The sequence below is a fragment of the Pseudoalteromonas sp. T1lg24 genome (genome assembly GCF_002964745.1).
GTDB classification, from domain to species: Bacteria; Pseudomonadota; Gammaproteobacteria; order Enterobacterales; family Alteromonadaceae; genus Pseudoalteromonas; species Pseudoalteromonas spongiae.
This window is the reverse complement of sequence record NZ_PQCB01000034.1, coordinates 106,403-120,985: the sequence shown is the minus strand read 5'-3', so window position 1 is coordinate 120,985 and position 14,583 is coordinate 106,403. Positions and strand designations below refer to the sequence as shown.

Sequence of the window (14,583 nt, the reverse complement as noted above, 5' to 3'; positions counted from 1 at the left end):
TAGCGCAGTACTGCAGGCTAAAAATCTAAAAGAAGAATGTGTAGATTTCATTGAATATCCTTATTCCTGAGGAATCACAAACAATCAATGTTTATGACCTGCATGCAATTCCTTTTACATGTTTAAAGGTATTTCCGCTGCGCCAACATATGACGCAACGTGTTCAAACTGTACCAAAGTTAGTGTCAGACTAAAACCATATGCACAGCATCAATTGTTTAAAAGCGTAATCAAAGTGCTTTTTCTATCGCTTGCTTTAATTCTTCACTTTGCGGTTTTACACGTGAGCCAAAATGCGTGATTGTTTGGCGGTCTTTACTTACTAAGTACTTATTAAAGTTCCAACTTGGCGAGCGCGTTTTATCTGCTAAATGTTTAAATATGGGATTAGCATCACTGCCTTTTACATCACTCGTTGCCATCATATTGAACGTCACACCGTAATTGATAAAGCACATTTCGGCGGTGTCTTTTTCATCATTTTCTTCTTGAAAAAAGCTATCAGATGGAAAGCCCAACACGACTAAACCTTGTTCTTTATATTCTTTATGAAGCGCTTCAAGTTGCTCAAATTGAGGTGTAAAGCCGCAGTTACTTGCAGTATTTACAATCAGTAATGGCTTATCTTTAAACTGGCATAAGTTGATGCTTTCTTTAGAGCGTAATTTACGAACATCTTGGTTGGTAAAGTCGTTACACTCAGTAGCCGAAACTGAAAATGCAAACAGAGATGGCGCGAGCAAAGAAGTTAAAACAATATTTTTTAAACGTTTCATAAGTGATTCCAGTTATTTTAATATACTAGGGTCTGATGACCTTTCTAGTTCGTTTTTGCAGCTGCCGCAAGGCTCGCTTTTGTCATTGTTGCTCGATGTTCGCTTATATTACTAAGCTCTACATTGAGCGCTTTAATAAAAACATGCTCAAACCGAACATTAGAGCGACAAGGATCGTCAGACATTGAGTATACGGTTATTTTTACTTTTAAGATCGAACAAAATTTGAATTATTTTGCACATTTACACTTGGCTCACTTAACATCGACTAGTTTAACTGGCAACTTACTCGGCGACTTTGTGAAGGGCAGTCAGCTTAGTTTTTTACCTGTAGAGTTAGAGCTAGGAATACGTTTACATCGTGGCATCGATAGCTTTACAGATGCTCATCCTGTGTGCCAACAATTTAAAAGTGAGTTTAAAGAAATACGTCGTTACGCCGGGGTCGGGCTGGATATTTTATTTGATCATTTACTGGCAAAACAGCTAGAGGCTCAGTATCAAAATTTGTGCACCTCCTTCTATCAAGTTCTGCACGCTGAGCTTGCTCTGTACGGTGCAACTTTACCCGAAAAATACCAAATCAAAACGTCGCGCATTATTAACGAAAACTGGTTTGCTAGTTACAGCCATCAGCAAGGTATTAAACTCGCCCTGCATAACACAGGGAAACGATTCAGAAATACAGTTCCACTCGAAATATTAGTGGATTGGTACAATGTTAACTCTGATCGCATAGAGTCAAACTTTCAATTGCTTTACCACGACACCACTTTGTTTGCTCTAAGCAAGCGAGACGAGCTTATTGCTCGCCTAAACTGATTGTAATGCGAGTATCGCTGCTTTTGTCGTTACCAATCATCTCATCATACGCTGTTTGAAAATGCAGACTTGCACTGGTAAACCCTAGCGACTTTAAACACGTTTCAGCTTCAAACATCGAGTTAAAAACCATAATTTTATCTTGCTCATCAGAAAGGGAATAAAAATTTCCGTCTTCATCTTCTGCGCCAACTAAATAATGATTTGCATCTGCATAACCAAAAATGGTTGGGGTAAGTAAATGTCTTTCTATTTGATTTTTAAACTCATCTTTACGCATAACAATTACCTTGTTGGGTGACTTTTTAAGCAATACGGAAAAACTGCAATATTCGTTCAAACTTTTTCAAAGTCTTTACGTATTAAAAGAGTGTGTTGATCTTTACGGTCTATTAAAGGAGTTAAAATATGAAGAACACTGTTTACTACGATGCACAATGCCCGCTTTGCAGCAAAGAAATTGCACTTTGGCGCAAGCTATCTGGCGAGCGGTTTGAATTTAAAGATGTCCACTCGCAAAACTTTGCTCGGCAACAACGAACCAATATGCTGAAGGTATTACACTTGCGAGACGAAAAAGGCTCATGGCATACCGGGTTGAACGCAAACTTTAAACTGTGGCGCTCACACCCGATTGGCTGGGTCAGTTATTGTTTTTCAATTCCCGGTATTTATTGGCTGGTGAATCATTTTTATAATGTTTGGGCTGAACGTCGTTATGAAAAACGTTATGGCTGTGAACAGTGCCAACTTTAAAATAGCGCTCGACCGCAACCTGAAAACGCTTTGCCGTTAAACTGACCGCGTACGCTGGATGCAAACTTTTGACCAGACATAGAATCGGTACATGGTTTATTAATAATTTCAAATAATAGCGTGTTTTGGTTTTTAGTTAGTTCAAACATGCTGCTTTGTTCGGTTTCAATCGGTTTTTTATAGGGTAAGACAGTCTCAAACTGGCCATAGTTAGAAAGATATTTAACGTGAACATTTGGTGTTATTTCAATTAACCAACCCGGCTCATTGCCAACTGCGCGAAAGCTAACACCACGAAACTTTGCGTCTTGCCAAATAGCCTCTTGGCGGTTGTTAACACAGTTTTTATAAAGTGTTTGCTGGTAATTCACCATCGCATTGTCACCCTTTAACCAAACGTAATCCGCTGCTTTTTGGTATTTCGCACCCGATGCCGTTCTGGTTGGCTCAAGTGCAAGCGTTTGCTGAGGAAAAAACGCCCATAAAGTTTGCCCTTCTAATCGTGAGACAAAGCTCAAATCATTTTCGCACTCAAACATCATGGTGACAGCCTTTCTTGATGTTTCCGTTTGTGCACTTTCACTCTTTGACACAGACCCAACTGAATTACATGCACAGAGCATCATTAGGCTCAAAAGCAAAAAAACATGTCTTAACATCTTGATTCCTTTTACAGAGAAAAACACTATAGTTGTAAAATAGTTATACCAATATATTTAACAGAAATTGGATTAACTCTGCGTGAATTATAATTGAAGGAATAAAAAATGGCAGGAGCAAGCTTACTCACCCTCATAGATGATATCGCAACTTTGCTCGACGATATTGCGGTAATGAGCAAGGTAGCAGCAAAAAAAACTGCAGGTGTATTAGGTGACGACCTTGCCTTAAATGCACAACAGGTTTCTGGCGTAAAAGCCGATCGCGAGTTACCCGTAGTGTGGGCGGTTGCAAAAGGTTCCTTTGTAAATAAGTTAATATTAGTGCCATTAGCGTTGCTTATCTCAGCTTTTGCACCGTTTTTAATAACGCCGCTATTAATGCTTGGCGGCTTATTTTTGTGTTATGAAGGCTGTGAAAAAGTACTTGCTCCTTGGCTTCATGGTAAGCATGCCGAGCAAAAAGAGCAGCAGATAGATATTCACGACAAACATTACGAGCAACAAAAAATCAAAGGCGCTATTCGCACCGATTTTATTCTCTCTGCCGAAATTATTGTTATTTCATTAGGCACAGTTGCAAGCGAAAGCTTTACCTCACAGCTATCGGTATTAAGCATTATCGCAATACTTATGACCATAGGTGTGTATGGTTTAGTAGCGTTAATTGTGAAAATTGACGACGCAGGACTGCTATTAATAGAACAACCTCATGCTTGGCAACAGACCATTGGCCGCGGGCTGCTTTCTTTCGCCCCGTATTTAATGAAATTACTGGCAATTGTCGGCACGCTTGCAATGTTTTTAGTTGGTGGCGGTATTCTTGTTCATGGCAGTGACTTTTTACACCATCTTGTAGATGATCTCACTTTAGCAATCAATCAGTTGCTTAATACCGACCTAAGCTTTTTATTACCTACATTATTTAATGCCATTATTGGTTTTGTCGCCGGTACAATTGTAGTGGCTGCTACACTTTTGTTTAGTAAAGCGAAGAAGCAACTTCGCAGCGCATAAAAAGATGAACTAGATCATTTAACACTTAATTAGCGCTAGCTGTTAGCAACAAAATAGCTGACAATAGCGCTTGGTATAAACGGATTTAAATTATGGTGCTAAGATCAGGAGATCGTTACAACCATAAGTCTTCAAGGAACCAAGTCCACTCATGTTCTTAGAGCATATGAGTGAGCTTATTGATCGAGAGTGTAGCTCTCCCTCCTCAATTGTTCTGGGATTACTTTTATACCAATTCACTTAAGTAGCTGATCATCCTAGCGGACTAAATATCATGCTAACTGCGTTAGAATTTATCGATGTAGAACAACTACATAAAAAAATTCCGCCTTGTTACCATTTCATTTATCCAGCGCTACCCCTGATCACATACTTTACAGAATTGGTATTATATTTGGAGAAAAGTATGACCTTAAACACCCAATTAGATTTAACAGCCGCGGCAAAAATTACCCTACAGTGCATGGACTTAACCAGCTTAACTGGCTCGGAAAGCGATGACGAAATCCGTGCCCTTTGTCAGCAAGCAAACAATAGCGCTGGCCATACTGCAGCCATTTGCATTTACCCGCAATACATCGAATTTGCCAACAAACAGCTCAATTCAGATGTAAAAATTGCAACTGTAACCAACTTTCCACATGGCGACAAAAACATTGATAAAGCCGTGTCAGAGACTGAGCAAGCTGTAAGCTTAGGTGCCGATGAAGTGGATGTTGTATTTCCTTACCGCGCACTTATTGACGGCGACGAAACGCTTGGATTTGAACTTGTAAAACAATGCAAAGTAGCCTGTGGCGACACTGTTTTATTAAAAGTGATCATTGAATCTGGCGAACTAAAAAGCGACGAGCTTATTGCGAGCGCATCACGCATTGCAATTGATGCAGGCGCCGATTTTATTAAAACAAGTACGGGTAAAGTGCCCGTAAATGCCACATTAAATGCGGCAAAAATCATGTTAGAAACAATTAAAGCAAGTGGCAAACAAATTGGCTTTAAAGCCGCTGGCGGTGTACGCACAGTGGCGGATGCCAAACAATACATTGAACTTGCCGCCAGTATTTTTGATCTTGATTGGGTAAACCCTGCAAACTTCCGTTTTGGTGCATCAGGCTTATTAGGTGATGTAAAAACCGTATTGCAAATCAATACCTCAACAGATTCAACACAAGGAGACTACTAATGGTCTCATTTGATCAAATTGAATTTGCCGCTACGCCGCACCTCAATGCAAAACAAAATGACTTTGCCGAAACCATTTTACTGCCGGGCGATCCGCTGCGTGCCAAATATATTGCCGAGCATTTTCTTGATGATGCTGTGTTAGTCAACGATGTACGTAATATGCTCGGCTACACCGGCTATTTTCAAGGTAAGCGAATTTCGGTTATGGGCTCTGGCATGGGCATACCAAGCTGCTCAATTTATGCAAAAGAACTGATCACAGAATATGGTGTAAAGAACCTGATCCGCGTAGGCAGTTGTGGCGCGGTATCGAATCAAGTAGCACTACGAGACATCGTTATTGCTATGGGTGCCTGTACTGACTCAAAAGTTAATCGCATGCGCTTTAAAGGCCACGACTTTGCCGCAATTGCTGATTTTAACTTGCTGAATGTTTGTTTAGCACAAGCGAGTAAAACACAGTTACCAGTGAAAGTAGGCAATGTGTTTTCATCTGACCTATTCTATACACCGCAACCAGAAATGTTCGAGCTAATGGATAAAATGGGCATTTTAGGTGTCGAAATGGAAGCCGCAGGCCTTTACGGTGTTGCCGCAGAGTTCGGTGCAAATGCGTTAACCATTTTAACGGTTTCGGATCATATTACGCACGATACTCACCTTAGTAGTGAAGAAAGACAAACTTCCTTTGCTGAAATGATTACCTTGGCGTTACAAACAACCGCCAATTTATGATTAAATACAGGGCTTACAAGGGTCAAATGACCCTAAGCCCTTACTTATTTGTGGATCAATGAAGAAACTTATCGACTTTTTTGCGACTAAAAACCTCATGCTGTGGGCACTAATTGGCGGTGTCATTTTCGGTCTTATTTTTGGTGAACGGTTGGCGTTTTTACAGCCAGTTGGCAATGGCTTTATTAAGCTAATGCAAATTACAATTTTCCCGTATATTGTGGTTTCGCTGGTTGTTGGTCTTGGTAAGTTCGAACCCGATCAAGTACGCTCTATTTTACTTAAAGCGGCAACCGTCATGCTGTCGTTATGGGGGATTGGCTTATTTGTTATTTGGTGTTTTGCTTTTACATTACCTAAACACGATGCCGGTACTTTCTTTTCAACCGCGCTAATTTCCGCCAAGCAAGAAATCAATTTTGTAGCTCGTTATATCCCCTCTAACCCTTTTGCATCAATGGCTGAAGGCAATGTGCCCGCGTTAGTAATTTTTTGTATTGCTCTGGGCATGGCGTTAATGGGCAATGTGCGTAAAAGCAGTTTACTCAATATATTAGATGTTGTTGGTGAAGGGCTTTCTGTTATTTCAAAGAAAATCGTTAAGATTTTTCCGATTGGTATTTTTGCTATTACCGCAAGTTCAGCAGGCACTATGAGTGTTGACCAACTTAGTACATTGCAAGTGTATCTTGTGCTGGTAATTTTACTTGGCCTGTTTCTGATGTTTGTTTTGCTACCTATGTTGGTCGCGGCGCTTACACCGGTGAAATATCATGAGCTAATTGATGTTGCACGCAATGCGTTAATTGCTGCATTTACCACAGGTAATGTATTTATTACCTTACCCGTGATCACCGAAGGCATTAAAAGCTATATGCATAAAAACAATATTGCCGATGCCAATTCAGATCACATTGCCGAAGTGCTGGTGCCAATTGCCTTTACGTTCCCGAGCTTAGGTAAGCTTACCACGCTCATTTTTGTATTATTTGCGGCATGGCTTACAGGCCACGAAGCAACCCTTGCTGATGTACCAAATATTACCATCAGTGCATTGTTCAGCTACTTTGCCAATGTACATATCGCAATTCCATACATGTTGGAAACCGTGCGCGTGCCAGCTGATACCTATCAGCTGTATTTGGCAATGTCAGTGATCAGCGCCAAATTTGTATCTCCAACTACTGTGGTCTATATCGTAGCTGTCACTTTTTTAAGTATTTTCTATGTGCGCAAGCAACTGAGTTATAAGCGTGCAAAAAGCATTTTATATTTTTCATTAATTGGGGGGTTATTACCCGCCTGCATGCTCGCGGCCTACACAGTTAACTCACAACTATTGAAAAGCTCACATGCCGCGGATGATATTATTGCCAACATGGTGGTAAGTGACAAAGTGCCTGAGCATGTACTAAATCATGTGCCAAAGGCATATGAAGATGGCAAGTTATCGCTTACCAATATAAGTGTAATTAAAAAACGTAATTTATTGCGCGTTGGTTACATTGCAGACAACGTACCGTTTAGCTACTTTAATCACAACGATGAACTCGTTGGCTTTGATATTAGCTTGGCACATAAACTTGCCGAAGACTTGGGCGTACAAGTGGAGTTTATTCCATTTAAAAAGCCACAACTGGTGGAATACCTCAACAAAGGGTACTTTGATATTGCCATGTCGGGGCTGGAAATTAACCTAGATGATATCGAAAAGGTCTTGTTTACCGATCCGGTGCTTGAGCTCAAGCTTGCCTTAGTGACCCTTGACCATCGCAGTAAAGAGTTTCAAACCTTAGAAGCGCTACAAGCTCATGAATCCCTTAACTTTGCCACCATAGAATACCAAGCGTTACTCGGTAAAGAATTTGAACGCAACAAACATTATACGCTTACCAATATTACTAGCTATCGTGATTTTTTTGCCAACCCAGATAAGTACGATGCCTTGTTAATTAGCGCTGAAGCAGGCTTTGCGTGGACCATGTTTTATCCAGACTTTGGCGTTGTCGTTCCTGAGGGTTCAAAAGCGAAATACCCCACAGGATTTGCGGTTGCTAAACGTCACGATGACTTGGCAAACTATCTTAACTCATGGCTCGATATTCGCCGTGCTAGTGGCAGAGTGCAAGAAGTTTACGACTATTGGATTTTAGGTAAAGGCAGTAAACCCTACGTGCGTCGCTGGTCTGTTCTTGATGATATAATTCTTGAAAAATCAGATATTAAAGACTAGTTTATATATCAATTGCACTGATTTTATGAGCAATTATTGCGACAGATAAATGGCTTTTAACTAAGGCAACATGTAGGTAATCTACAAAAATATTGTTAACCGAGTTAAGAACCATTTAGCTCGTTAGAGCAATCGCATAATAAGTAAAATTGGTATAACAACAATAAAACGCGTTTAGGATAGCCATGAATATTACCATTATGGGTAGCATTGCCCTTGCAGTATTCGCCATGATTTTTCTCTATGTGCGAGGTGAGAACTTTAAGCGCCAAGCGAGGCAGCTATCGAGCTCACTTGATGGGGCTAACCGCGAAACAAAATACCTAAGTGAAATCGTTATTGAGCTGGCGAAAGAAGAACAAAAACTACTGCGTGAACGCTTTATTAAAGTGCAGCGTTTAGGCTCGCCTAAAGTTGAACTGTTACGCTTTAGTGGATTACTTGTCGAAGCATCGGAAAGTGTGATTAGCGATTCAGCATTAGGCCATAAGTCGGTGCAACAAGCCTTCAAACATTATGTAGCCAATTACACCCCTGTTGCTTTTGAAGAGTTTAATAGCTTTATTTTGCAACAAGACACACAGATCAGACAGTTTTGGACGAAAAACAATATCCACAGCTATCTCGATTTGTGTAAGGCGTGTATTGAAGATTTAGAGCGCGCTAGCTAGCCAACGCAATTATTGACACAAGCCTTGCTCATCACACAACTGCTGCGCTTTGCTATGCCCTTGTTTAGCCGACAACGTTAACCAGTGCCCAGCTTGTACTCTGTTTTTATCTGTTCCTTCACCAGCTAAATACATTTTCGCTAGATTATACTGTCCCCAACTATCGCCTTGCTCTGCTGCTTCACTAAAATATTCAAACGCTGTCGAAAAATCCTTCTCTTGATAGGCGGCAATTCCCTCTTGATTTGCTTTATTTAATTTAAAGCCTGCATATAAGGGTTTTGGATTGCTCGGCATAACAACAAAACCACCGAACAGTTTTAAATCTTTAGGTCGGTAAGCTGCATAGATGGTGTTATTGTCGTAAAAATCTTTTATTTGCTGCTGGCTAAAAGTCTGACTGTCAGTAAAAAAGTAGCCTTTTTGTACAAAATTGTCACTGCGCGCCGACAGTTTAAGGTCGCGCTCACGACTGTAGTTATAGCGACCTAGCTTTAAGGTGACAGTATCATTTTCAGTTGCAATCACTTTAGCCGCGACAACTCGCTTTTGATAATATTCCTCTTTTAAAAACTTACTGTAATCAATAAAAAAGAAATCATTTATCTGCGGTTGGTTGACGATGTTTATTTCAACATTGCGAGCCTGAGTATGCTGCTGCCAAAGCCAGTTCAACATCAATATGATTAATACAGTACCAATAAATTTAGTTAATACGTGAAATATCGGTAGTTTCGAATTTTGACTATTTTCAGGCACATTTTTAGCGCTGCAATTGGCGCAATATGAAGCGCGCTCTAACGCAAATGGAAATAAGGGAATTAAACCAAAACGAACAAATTTTAATTGTGTATGTGCTGTAACCGCTACTTGGTGACATTGACTACATTGAATATATTGCGGGTGTTCAAATGCTTGATTTTTTATATTAAAAAAGAGCATGTACAGTCCATTGTTTTGGTTAGTTTACGTTCTGTTTTACTGTAACTAGGCAAACAAAACAACCACTAAAATATTTTCTTACAACTAACAACTGTATAAAGAACATGTATTTACAAAATTTTAACAGAGATACTTAATACTCTTTGGCTAATAAAATAAAAAAGGCTCTCAAATAAGAGCCCTTATTGCTTAGGAATAATTAAAGGGGGATTAAAAGAAGCCTAATGGACTATCGCTATAACTTACTAACAAGTTTTTAGTATTTTGATAGTGTTCAAGCATCATTTTATGAGTTTCACGACCTACACCTGATTTTTTGTAACCACCAAATGCCGCATGCGCTGGATAATGATGATAACAGTTAGTCCAAACACGTCCTGCTTCAATTCCACGCCCCATGCGATACGCAAGGTTCATATTTTTAGTCCAAAGTCCTGCACCTAAACCAAACTCAGTGTCATTAGCAATTGCTAGCGCTTCAGCTTCATCTTTAAAGGTTGCAACACTGACAACAGGACCAAAAATCTCATCACGGAAAATGCGCATTTGGTTGTTACCTTTAAACAAGGTTGGTTGAATATAATAACCGCCGCCTAGCTCTTCAGATACTTGCTCAACACCACCACCGGTTAAGAGCTCTGCGCCTTCGTCTTTACCAATCGCTAGGTAACTAAGTATTTTATCAAACTGCTCTTGCGATGCTTGCGCACCAACCATAGTTTCGGTATCAAGCGGATTACCGCGCTTAATTTGTTTAGTGCGGTCAATAACACGCGCAATAAACTCATCATAAATGTCTTCCTGCACCAAGAGACGAGATGGGCATGTACACACTTCACCTTGGTTGAAAAACGCCAATACAGCCCCTTCAACACACTTGCTAATATATTCTTCATCTTGCTGCATGATGTCTGAAAAGTATATATTCGGTGATTTACCGCCAAGTTCAACGGTGGATGGAATGATGTTTTCTGCGGCGCATTTTAAAATATGCGCACCAACTGGCGTCGATCCCGTGAATGCAATTTTTGCAATACGTGTACTGGTTGCAAGTGCTTGGCCTGCTTCCGCGCCAAAGCCATTAACCACATTCAATACACCTGCTGGTAGTAAATCACCGATGACTTCCATCAGCTTAAGAATTGATACAGGAGTTTGCTCCGCTGGTTTTAAGATAACGCAGTTACCTGCTACAAGTGCTGGCGCTAATTTCCAAGCAGCCATTAATAATGGAAAGTTCCATGGGATAATTTGACCAACAACGCCTAAAGGCTCATGAAAGTGATACGCCACCGTACCATTATCTATTTCACCAATTGAGCCTTCTTGTGCACGAATACAGCCAGCATAATAGCGGAAGTGATCAACACACAGGGGTAGGTCAGCAGCAAGTGTTTCGCGCACTGCTTTACCATTATCCCATGTTTCTGCAACCGCCAACATTTCAAGATTCTGCTCAATACGGTCGGCTATTTTTAATAGCAAGTTACTACGTTCTGTTACCGATGTTTGTGCCCATGCATCTTTTGCCTTATGCGCTGCGTCGAGGGCTAATTCAATATCTTTACCGTTAGAGCGAGGTATACGACAAATGACTTCTCCTGTTACCGGTGTTGTATTGTCGAAATACTTGCCGTCAACAGGAGCAACCCACTCACCACCAATATAGTTTTCATACTGCTCATTAAACTGTACTTTGGCATCTGCATGCCCTGGATTTGCGTAAATCATTTTGTTTCCTTTATGTGTGTTGTTATTAGAAGCTTTCTTCAACTTGAATATGTGCTCCCTCAGACTAGTACTTCAAAATAATTGTTGCTTGACTCTGCATCCAAATAACTTGACTGAGAGTGCACAATTTAGCCATTATGAATCTCTACAAGTTTGGAGGAACAGGTATGTTGTTACAGGAAAAACGCAGTAAATTTAGCACCTTAATTGATAATCGAGCTGCTTTTAATAGCGACCATGTACAACTATGCGTTTACGATACCTATCAAGCTTGTGAGCGCATTCCATTTCATGCTGAACAGTTAATGTTTTGCGCTATGCATACCGGTAAAAAAGTAATGCATCATCACAGCCTGCAACGAGGACAAGAATTTTTACCGGGACAAAGCTTTATAATTGCCGGAGGTGAACACGTTGAAATTGATTTTCCTGTGGCACATTTAAACGCCCCAACATCATGCCTAACCATTGAAGTTGACAGTAAAAAAGTGCAGGAAGTAGCAGAGAGAATGCGCCTAGAGCAAGCCTATTACAATGAGCAAAGCGCCACTCTGCAGTTGAGCAATAACCCATTTACTCAACAGCTTTATCAACGATTAGTTGACACCTTTAGCGAAAACCAGCAAGACCGAGAAGTGCTGATCGACCTTGGTATTAGTGAGTTGCTCGTACGCATGCTGCAAGATCGCTCGCGCGAATTAGTGTTGCAGCATTGCAATCACAAAATTGGCCATAACGGATTGCAATCGGCCATTAGCTTTATAAAACAAAATTTAACTAAGCCAATCTCAATTGAAATGCTATGTAAAAGTGCAGGTATGGGACGCAGTAAGTTATTTTTAGAATTTAAGCGCCAATTAGGCTGCACCCCACAAGCCTTTATTGTTGAACAAAAGCTAACAGCGGCTGCGGCAAAACTTAAACAAGGAACGGCGGTTACTCAGGTATGCTATGACTACGGATTTAGCGAATTAAGCTACTTTAGCCGCCGATTTAAACAAACATTTGGCTGCAGCCCAAGAACCTACCAAAACCAAACAGTTTAAATTTTTTCATCTATTAATTACTTAAATAGATTGAAAAAACACCGCAGCCCTGTATCATAGCCCGCGATTTTATAACACGGAATGAAAAGGAAATTTCAATGTTAAAAAAAGCACTTCTTGCTGCTTCTTCAGCTCTCGCTCTAACTGCATGTATGTCTGGTACTGGTCCTGCTCTTAAAAGCTCTGTAACACAAGGTGTTGCGGGTGTTGAAGCACGTCTACCATATGCTAACTACACTAACTACTTTGGTTATGTTGACGCATCTGTAAAACCAGAAGGTAAATACAAAAACAAAGACGCTTACTACCTATACGCTTGGGTACCAGCGGCAGTAGATGAAATTGGTGTATCGATGGTTTCACCAGCAACATCAACGCCTTCTGATAGCGACTTCGTAAACGTAAACTACACAAATAACTTCGAAAATGATTCTAAAACATATTTCGATACTTACATTGTGTTAGATCGCATGGATATCATCGACCCAGCAAAAATCAAAAACGGCGGTAAGTCACTACAAACTCTGACTTACAATGACGACAGCAGCGAACTACCACAGAATCCAGGTGGTCAGAGCTACAACTCTCTACTTCGTCAAACTTCAGATATCAACAACCCAACAAAAGCACTTGTTCGTGGTGTATATCGCATCTCTTTCACTTCATTCCGCTCAGCGATTGAAGGTTCTTTTGAAGCTACTGTTGGTACAAACGTACCAGGCGTTAAAATTGCAGCTTCTTTAGATGAACTACATAAACTAGTAAACGAAGGTTAATTAGTTTCGGGCTCGACCCTATACCAATCGGTGTAAGTCGAGCTCACTTTCCTTTTATCCTGTTTGTCACCCTTTTATCATTCTTCCTCTTTCTTAATTCCGTAATCCCCTTACTCTAGCTACAAGCAAAACAGGAGTAAGAAAATGATTATTACCAATACCGAACAAGTCGCTAACTATCAAATCACGCAATCTCTAGGCTTAGTAACAGGTAATGTTGTACGCTCTAAACACGTAGGCCGTGACATTATGGCAGGTCTTAAAACTATCGTTGGTGGCGAGATTAGAGGTTACACGGAAATGATGACAGACGCGCGCTCAGTCGCACAAGCACGGATGACAGAAGAAGCGCAGCGCTTAGGTGCAGACGCCGTGATTAATGTACGCTTTACCACAAGCGCAGTTGCCTCAGGCATGTCGGAGATCCTCGCTTACGGCACAGCTGTAAAAATCTCTAGATAATGAGTTATTTCAGCTATAAATATCAGTTATTGACGAGATAAATTTTTTACACATGCCAAGCAGTGCTTTAATTTATTTACAACAAAATAAATGGCACTGCTTATGACACACTTCACCACTCCCGACCTATACGACGAATATTCTGACCGACTTCAAGTAGCTAGCGCAGGATTACTTCACTTTGGCAAAGTTACTACGTTCGCAGGCCAAGCAATCACCATCCAATGTCCAAGTGATAACTCCAAGGTAGGTGAGTTACTTAAAAGCAACGGTGACGGTAAGGTATTAGTCGTCGACGCCAATAACGCTCAACAATTCGCTTTTTTAGGCGATAATCTTGCCAAGTTCGCCATCGAAAATAATTGGCAAGGCATTATTGTAAACGGCTGTGTGCGTGATGTTGAAATTTTAGAACAGATGTCTTTAGCAATTATGGCTAGAGGCTGCGTACCACAAAAGACGCAAAAACAAGGTTTAGGCGAGCAAGTAAGAGCCGTCAGCTTTCTAGACGTCACTATTCATAATGGCGATTGGATTTATGGCGATCGCAATGGATTATTAGTAAGTAAATCACAACTGATTGAATTGGGATAATCGCTTCACAAGCCATAAAGCAAAAAACCCCGCAACAAGTTGCAGGGTTTTTTGCTTTATACATGGCGGAGAAGGAGGGATTCGAACCCTCGATAGGGCTACAAACCCTATACTCCCTTAGCAGGGGAGCGCCTTCGGCCACTCGGCCACCTCTCCAGCGCAAATACATTTAAAA

16 protein-coding genes and 1 tRNA gene are annotated in these 14,583 nt (G+C 40.7%); 11 read left to right on the top strand and 6 right to left on the bottom strand.

Features of this window, described 5'->3' with window-relative positions; translation table 11 throughout:
- Window positions 1-230 precede the first annotated feature (230 nt).
- Complete coding sequence (locus C2M30_RS20075; protein ID WP_105173080.1) at window positions 231-776, bottom strand: glutathione peroxidase; 546 nt, start codon at window positions 774-776, stop codon at window positions 231-233.
- Between the two features lie 123 nt (window positions 777-899).
- Here C2M30_RS20075 and C2M30_RS20070 point away from each other — a divergent pair, with 123 nt between their 5' ends.
- Complete coding sequence (locus C2M30_RS20070; protein ID WP_442792817.1) at window positions 900-1,598, top strand: ACP phosphodiesterase; 699 nt, start codon at window positions 900-902, stop codon at window positions 1,596-1,598.
- On the opposite strand, the gene C2M30_RS20065 is transcribed toward C2M30_RS20070, so the two are convergent.
- Entirely contained in the window at window positions 1,579-1,878 is a 300-nt protein-coding gene (locus tag C2M30_RS20065; RefSeq protein WP_100914406.1) for a DUF6482 family protein, read from the bottom strand. The two genes, C2M30_RS20070 and C2M30_RS20065, sit on opposite strands and share 20 nt — an antisense overlap.
- A gap of 128 nt (window positions 1,879-2,006) precedes the next feature.
- Between C2M30_RS20065 and C2M30_RS20060 the strand changes: the two genes are divergently transcribed.
- Window positions 2,007-2,354, top strand: a complete 348-nt coding sequence (locus C2M30_RS20060; RefSeq protein WP_105173079.1) for a thiol-disulfide oxidoreductase DCC family protein — start codon at window positions 2,007-2,009, stop codon at window positions 2,352-2,354.
- Here C2M30_RS20060 and C2M30_RS20055 read toward each other — a convergent pair.
- On the bottom strand, window positions 2,351-2,896 hold the full coding sequence (locus C2M30_RS20055; protein ID WP_158683603.1) for a COG3650 family protein: 546 nt from the start codon (window positions 2,894-2,896) through the stop codon (window positions 2,351-2,353). The two genes, C2M30_RS20060 and C2M30_RS20055, sit on opposite strands and share 4 nt — an antisense overlap.
- Before the next feature lie 225 nt (window positions 2,897-3,121).
- Here C2M30_RS20055 and C2M30_RS20050 point away from each other — a divergent pair, with 225 nt between their 5' ends.
- The 5 genes from C2M30_RS20050 to C2M30_RS20030 all read left to right on the top strand — a co-directional run bounded on the left by C2M30_RS20050 (window position 3,122) and on the right by C2M30_RS20030 (window position 8,857).
- On the top strand, window positions 3,122-4,030 hold the full coding sequence (locus tag C2M30_RS20050) for a DUF808 domain-containing protein (protein WP_105173077.1): 909 nt from the start codon (window positions 3,122-3,124) through the stop codon (window positions 4,028-4,030).
- 406 nt (window positions 4,031-4,436) lie between these two features.
- A complete protein-coding gene (gene deoC / locus C2M30_RS20045; protein WP_105173251.1) occupies window positions 4,437-5,216 on the top strand; it encodes a deoxyribose-phosphate aldolase in 780 nt (259 codons plus the stop codon).
- Entirely contained in the window at window positions 5,216-5,953 is a 738-nt protein-coding gene (deoD, locus tag C2M30_RS20040) for a purine-nucleoside phosphorylase (protein ID WP_010561398.1), read from the top strand. The genes deoC and deoD overlap by 1 nt, the downstream gene beginning before the upstream one ends.
- A 58-nt stretch (window positions 5,954-6,011) precedes the next feature.
- The gene (locus tag C2M30_RS20035) at window positions 6,012-8,186 is read left to right on the top strand and encodes a cation:dicarboxylate symporter family transporter (RefSeq protein ID WP_105173076.1); all 2,175 of its coding nucleotides are present in this window, start codon (window positions 6,012-6,014) and stop codon (window positions 8,184-8,186) included.
- A 185-nt stretch (window positions 8,187-8,371) separates the two neighbouring features.
- On the top strand, window positions 8,372-8,857 hold the full coding sequence (locus C2M30_RS20030; RefSeq protein ID WP_054980943.1) for a hypothetical protein: 486 nt from the start codon (window positions 8,372-8,374) through the stop codon (window positions 8,855-8,857).
- A gap of 9 nt (window positions 8,858-8,866) precedes the next feature.
- Here the strand turns inward: C2M30_RS20030 and C2M30_RS20025 are convergent, their stop codons facing one another.
- Both C2M30_RS20025 and exaC read right to left on the bottom strand, forming a co-directional pair.
- On the bottom strand, window positions 8,867-9,799 hold the full coding sequence (locus C2M30_RS20025; protein ID WP_105173075.1) for a tetratricopeptide repeat protein: 933 nt from the start codon (window positions 9,797-9,799) through the stop codon (window positions 8,867-8,869).
- A gap of 210 nt (window positions 9,800-10,009) precedes the next feature.
- Entirely contained in the window at window positions 10,010-11,530 is a 1,521-nt protein-coding gene (exaC, locus tag C2M30_RS20020) for an acetaldehyde dehydrogenase ExaC (RefSeq protein ID WP_100914415.1), read from the bottom strand.
- 167 nt (window positions 11,531-11,697) lie between these two features.
- Here exaC and C2M30_RS20015 point away from each other — a divergent pair, with 167 nt between their 5' ends.
- From C2M30_RS20015 to rraA, 4 genes are all read left to right on the top strand, one after another.
- The gene (locus C2M30_RS20015) at window positions 11,698-12,576 is read left to right on the top strand and encodes a helix-turn-helix domain-containing protein (RefSeq protein WP_105173074.1); all 879 of its coding nucleotides are present in this window, start codon (window positions 11,698-11,700) and stop codon (window positions 12,574-12,576) included.
- 98 nt (window positions 12,577-12,674) lie between these two features.
- The gene (locus tag C2M30_RS20010; RefSeq protein WP_105173073.1) at window positions 12,675-13,352 is read left to right on the top strand and encodes a LipL32 family surface lipoprotein; all 678 of its coding nucleotides are present in this window, start codon (window positions 12,675-12,677) and stop codon (window positions 13,350-13,352) included.
- A gap of 144 nt (window positions 13,353-13,496) precedes the next feature.
- A complete protein-coding gene (locus C2M30_RS20005; RefSeq protein ID WP_105173072.1) occupies window positions 13,497-13,814 on the top strand; it encodes a YbjQ family protein in 318 nt (105 codons plus the stop codon).
- A 102-nt stretch (window positions 13,815-13,916) separates the two neighbouring features.
- Window positions 13,917-14,408, top strand: a complete 492-nt coding sequence (gene rraA, locus C2M30_RS20000; RefSeq protein WP_105173250.1) for a ribonuclease E activity regulator RraA — start codon at window positions 13,917-13,919, stop codon at window positions 14,406-14,408.
- A gap of 63 nt (window positions 14,409-14,471) precedes the next feature.
- On the opposite strand, the gene C2M30_RS19995 is transcribed toward rraA, so the two are convergent.
- Window positions 14,472-14,564 (bottom strand) — tRNA-Ser (locus C2M30_RS19995).
- Window positions 14,565-14,583: the final 19 nt, after the last annotated feature.

What these genes read in the sequence shown, in the direction of transcription:
- C2M30_RS20075 (WP_105173080.1), bottom strand. Translation starts at nt 776, where the DNA reads ATGAAACGTTTAAAAAATATTGTTTTAACTTCTTTGCTCGCGCCATCT.
- C2M30_RS20065 (WP_100914406.1), bottom strand. Translation starts at nt 1,878, where the DNA reads ATGCGTAAAGATGAGTTTAAAAATCAAATAGAAAGACATTTACTTACC.
- C2M30_RS20060 (WP_105173079.1), top strand. Translation starts at nt 2,007, where the DNA reads ATGAAGAACACTGTTTACTACGATGCACAATGCCCGCTTTGCAGCAAA.
- C2M30_RS20055 (WP_158683603.1), bottom strand. Translation starts at nt 2,896, where the DNA reads ATGATGTTTGAGTGCGAAAATGATTTGAGCTTTGTCTCACGATTAGAA.
- C2M30_RS20050 (WP_105173077.1), top strand. Translation starts at nt 3,122, where the DNA reads ATGGCAGGAGCAAGCTTACTCACCCTCATAGATGATATCGCAACTTTG.
- deoC (WP_105173251.1), top strand. Translation starts at nt 4,437, where the DNA reads ATGACCTTAAACACCCAATTAGATTTAACAGCCGCGGCAAAAATTACC.
- deoD (WP_010561398.1), top strand. Translation starts at nt 5,216, where the DNA reads ATGGTCTCATTTGATCAAATTGAATTTGCCGCTACGCCGCACCTCAAT.
- C2M30_RS20035 (WP_105173076.1), top strand. Translation starts at nt 6,012, where the DNA reads ATGAAGAAACTTATCGACTTTTTTGCGACTAAAAACCTCATGCTGTGG.
- C2M30_RS20030 (WP_054980943.1), top strand. Translation starts at nt 8,372, where the DNA reads ATGAATATTACCATTATGGGTAGCATTGCCCTTGCAGTATTCGCCATG.
- C2M30_RS20025 (WP_105173075.1), bottom strand. Translation starts at nt 9,799, where the DNA reads ATGCTCTTTTTTAATATAAAAAATCAAGCATTTGAACACCCGCAATAT.
- exaC (WP_100914415.1), bottom strand. Translation starts at nt 11,530, where the DNA reads ATGATTTACGCAAATCCAGGGCATGCAGATGCCAAAGTACAGTTTAAT.
- C2M30_RS20015 (WP_105173074.1), top strand. Translation starts at nt 11,698, where the DNA reads ATGTTGTTACAGGAAAAACGCAGTAAATTTAGCACCTTAATTGATAAT.
- C2M30_RS20010 (WP_105173073.1), top strand. Translation starts at nt 12,675, where the DNA reads ATGTTAAAAAAAGCACTTCTTGCTGCTTCTTCAGCTCTCGCTCTAACT.
- C2M30_RS20005 (WP_105173072.1), top strand. Translation starts at nt 13,497, where the DNA reads ATGATTATTACCAATACCGAACAAGTCGCTAACTATCAAATCACGCAA.
- rraA (WP_105173250.1), top strand. Translation starts at nt 13,917, where the DNA reads ATGACACACTTCACCACTCCCGACCTATACGACGAATATTCTGACCGA.